Origin of the sequence: Clostridium sp. (genome assembly GCF_016650095.1) — a bacterium.
Lineage (GTDB): Bacteria > Bacillota > Clostridia > Clostridiales > Clostridiaceae > Clostridium_AD.
Map to the genome: position 1 here is coordinate 1 of NZ_JAENWL010000361.1, position 3,796 is coordinate 3,796.

Here is a 3,796-nt window from a genome sequence, read left to right on the forward strand (position 1 = left end):
AACATTAAAACAGTTAGAGCCTTTAATAATAGAAAATAATGGACCGACTTCGATTTTTATTACTGGTAAAGATAATAAAAAGGTAAATATATCTGCTTTGTCAGTAGATAAGGATTTTATTATTGTTACAACAGGGAAATACCTGTTTAAGCGTAAATACCGAATTAACAGAAATGAAATTATTTAGGAGCATTAACGAAAATAATGTGAAGAGAAATGAATAGAGGAGGAGAAAACAATGATTGAATCGAGATGTGGGATTAATTGTTCAAAATGCGAATATAGAGAAACTGCTGAGTGTAAAGGGTGTGTAAATATAGACAAGCCATTTTGGGGAGAAAAATGTCCTGTAAAGTCCTGTTGCGAAAGTAAAGAACATTTGCCTTGTGGTGAATGTGAAACTTTCCCATGTGATTTATTAAGTAGTTTTTCTTACGATAAAGAACAAGGGGATAATGGTATGAGAAATACTCATGAAAGGCGTATCAATATTTAAGTAACAACATTATTATTACATAACAAAAAACAAAAGAATATAAGGGGAATATTCAATATGAATAATATGGAAACAATAACAATTTATTTTTTACTAGTTTTACTTTATTTTGTAGGGCTATTTAGTTATAAAATTGAAAAGAAATCAACCTTCTTTGGAGTAAAATTACCTTATGGATATAATAAAAAAGAAAATTTAATACAACTAAAAAGTGAATATAAGAAGAGATTTAGTTTGAGTTATCTTTTTTTTGTTTTAATATATATTATTTTATGCTTAAAAGTTACTGAAATATGGTCTGTAGTATTAGGTAACTTATTTGTATTTATAGGATTTATAGTAGTCAGTATAAATTGTGATATAATGCACAAAAAAAATAAATTATTAAAGGTAACTGAAAATTGGAAACTTGAAATTGAAAAAGAAACTATGGACGATGAAAATAATCTTATGGGATTTATATATTATAATAAAAAGAATCCAGCTCTTTGGATAAAAAATGGAGAAAATGAAAGACTTTATCTTAATTTTGCAAAGCCATTAGCTAAAGCAATTGGAGCAGTTATAATGATAGGTATAATACTTGCCTTTGCAAGGACTTTAACTTTTCCACAGATTTTCTTGAATAGAACTGTAGCTGTAAGCGATAATTCAATAATTATTGAAGGGATAGAGGGTATAACTGTTGATAAGGAAGAAATAACTAAAATAGCATTGGAAAAGTATCTTCCATTACCTCTTAGACGAATTAATGGAACTGCTATTAATAAAATGAAAATGGGAACATATAAACTTCCAAAGTATAAAAAGCATATTTTTATATAATGGATAGAACAAAACCATTTGTTGCTACATACACAAAAGATAATAAGCTTATATTTATAAATTATGAGGATATAAGTAAAACGGAAGCTTTATATAGAGTGTTGGGGCAGAAGTATAGGAACAAACTTGGTTAAACTATTAAAGGATGAAATTTTGAAACGGGGGAAAATACCGTTTTACGGAACCATGGAATCTCATTTTCACTCGCAAAATATTGCTGTGAGTGCTGGATTTTTTCCAACATGGGCAGAACTTTATTCTAAAACTAATGAATGAAGAATACTAAAGAGAATGTACATAATAATAGTGTCTCTTGCTCTACGCATATACTGACTATTATTATATTTAGTACAGAAGTATTTGGTGTTATTTTAATCAATGGTGAAAATAGTAATACAATGGTGTGAAAAAATGTATAATATGATATAATTTATATAGGGCTAATCACCATTTTAGTTCAGTTTTTATTAGTTCCATCAGCTAAAATAATATCTTTTATAGTCCAAATAATTTAAAAATTATCAGAATGTTCCATTAGTGCTTATTTTCCGGAACATTTGATAATGGAATATTTAAATATATTTTTGATGATATAATTAGGTATGTGTTTATAACTTATAAAAAACAGTAGTTCCGCAGATGATGATTTAATAATTTTGGAGGAATGATTATGGCTCAATTTACTAGGGAAGCTTTAGTGAAATTAAGGGAAATGTTTGATAATAGAAAATTAATATTGGTTAATGATAAAATCTATAAAAGAATAAAGAACAAGATGAAAATTGAATTTAAAAATGAAGTTATAACTGTAGAAGCTCCATTATTATTAAAAAAATATTTTCATGGTGTAGAAATGGAAAAACTATCTGTGAATTATCAAAAGGCTATAGTATACCTTACTAATTCGATTAGTAATGGTGCTTTATATATTGATTATAATGGACTTTACAAAAGATATGGTAGCAAGGATTTACGCGGGTATCAAAAATTTTACATTGAAATAGATAAAATTCCTTATAGAACTTACGAACATAGAGTTATTTACTATTTGTATTTTAATGAATGGGATGATTTTAAAATTATCCATCACAGGGATAATCATAAATCTAATAATAGAATCCGCAATATTGACCTTGTTTCAAGAAACGAAAATATTGTTTCTGCTTTTGAAGATGGTAAGATTTCAGTAACACCTGCTGCTTTAGTAGATCGTCAGATTAAGAGAAAATATTATTTAAATGATGTGGATTGGGAAATATATAAAAAAGAAGCTATTAAAACTTTTAAAGATAATGGTAAAGAATATTATTCATTATTAAATAGAGATGACAAGGAGATTCAAAGGCATGAAATGAAGTTGAAATTTGAAAAATTTCTTTGTGCGATTAGAGATGATCAAGTATGTTTACAGTCTTCCATGGTAGATGATATTTTTAAAAAGAAATACAACTTAGGTAATGAAGAGTGGGAAGCATTTAAAGATGAAGTAATGCAAGATAGTGAACTGTATAATAGATAGAATCAGTAAAAGCAACAGGGATTAAGTATGTTACATGCAATTTTAGAAGAAAAATTGATTAATAAAAAAGTGAAGAGTGATAATAAATGATTATGTATTATTATATAACACCAAAAAGGAACGGTTAACCGTTCCTTTTTTTACATTAAACTATATTTTTGAGAACTATTGACATGTGAATACTACGGGTGTAGTATTAGGCTATAAACTACAACTGTAGTAGGAGGTTTTAAGTTGAAAGAATTAACAAAAATAACTGAAGCAGAATGGCTTATTATGAAAACATTATGGGAAAACAAAAAGCTCACATCACCTGAAATTATTGAAAGTTTAAAGGATGATTCAACGTGGAGGCCAACAACAATTCAGACGTTCTTAAGCAGACTTGTAAAAAAAGGTGCTGTTGGAGTTATAAAAGAATCAAAGAGTTACAGATATTATCCTATAGTACTTGAAGAACAGCTCAGAAAAGAAGAAACAGAAACTCTCATTGATAAAATTTATAATGGTTCTAAAAAATTATTTATAAAAAATTTTATAAATGATGTGGAATTAACACAAGAGGATATTCAAGAATTGAAAAAGATGCTTGATAACAAGCGGGGCTAAGGAGGCGAGGTTTATTGGAATTTATTAAATTACTATTTAAGACAATCCTTATTTCATCTGCAATGGGAAGTTTTTTAGTAATTATTATTGTACTTATAAAGAAGTTATTTAAAAATAAGTTAAGTGCTTCATTCCACTACTATATATGGAAGAGGAACGGATTATCAAAATGTTGAAAATTTCCTAAAACAGGAGAATCTCAAGGTTGGTGTAAACAGCATCGCTATAGCAGATATCCAACTTCCAAGTGATTTTAAAGCAGTTAAGGATGGTATTAACGTTGGTGACTTATTGAAACGTAGAAATGAATTATCTAAACTGAATAAATTGGATTTTTCTAGGTATAT

At 27.6% G+C, this 3,796-nt stretch carries 8 protein-coding genes; all 8 read left to right on the top strand.

The features are described from left to right. On the top strand, positions 1 to 187 hold a 187-nt coding region (locus JJE11_RS16245), incomplete at its 5' end, for a hypothetical protein (RefSeq protein WP_291637494.1). A gap of 51 nt (positions 188 to 238) precedes the next feature. Beyond that, positions 239 to 496 (top strand): DUF3795 domain-containing protein, encoded by a 258-nt coding sequence (locus JJE11_RS16250; protein ID WP_291637496.1) that lies wholly within the window; start codon positions 239 to 241, stop codon positions 494 to 496. 57 nt (positions 497 to 553) lie between these two features. Further along, the gene (locus tag JJE11_RS16255) at positions 554 to 1,321 is read left to right on the top strand and encodes a hypothetical protein (RefSeq protein WP_291637497.1); all 768 of its coding nucleotides are present in this window, start codon (positions 554 to 556) and stop codon (positions 1,319 to 1,321) included. After that, positions 1,321 to 1,455 (top strand): hypothetical protein, encoded by a 135-nt coding sequence (locus JJE11_RS16260; protein ID WP_291637499.1) that lies wholly within the window; start codon positions 1,321 to 1,323, stop codon positions 1,453 to 1,455. Before JJE11_RS16255 ends, JJE11_RS16260 begins: the two co-directional genes overlap by 1 nt. Then, complete coding sequence (locus tag JJE11_RS16265; protein ID WP_291637502.1) at positions 1,448 to 1,597, top strand: hypothetical protein; 150 nt, start codon at positions 1,448 to 1,450, stop codon at positions 1,595 to 1,597. Before JJE11_RS16260 ends, JJE11_RS16265 begins: the two co-directional genes overlap by 8 nt. Before the next feature lie 394 nt (positions 1,598 to 1,991). Next, positions 1,992 to 2,840, top strand: a complete 849-nt coding sequence (locus tag JJE11_RS16270; protein ID WP_291637504.1) for an HNH endonuclease signature motif containing protein — start codon at positions 1,992 to 1,994, stop codon at positions 2,838 to 2,840. Between the two features lie 234 nt (positions 2,841 to 3,074). Beyond that, entirely contained in the window at positions 3,075 to 3,449 is a 375-nt protein-coding gene (locus tag JJE11_RS16275; protein WP_291637506.1) for a BlaI/MecI/CopY family transcriptional regulator, read from the top strand. A 123-nt stretch (positions 3,450 to 3,572) separates the two neighbouring features. Continuing rightward, positions 3,573 to 3,796 (top strand): hypothetical protein (locus tag JJE11_RS16280; protein WP_291637508.1); only part of this gene is annotated, 224 nt, incomplete at its 3' end.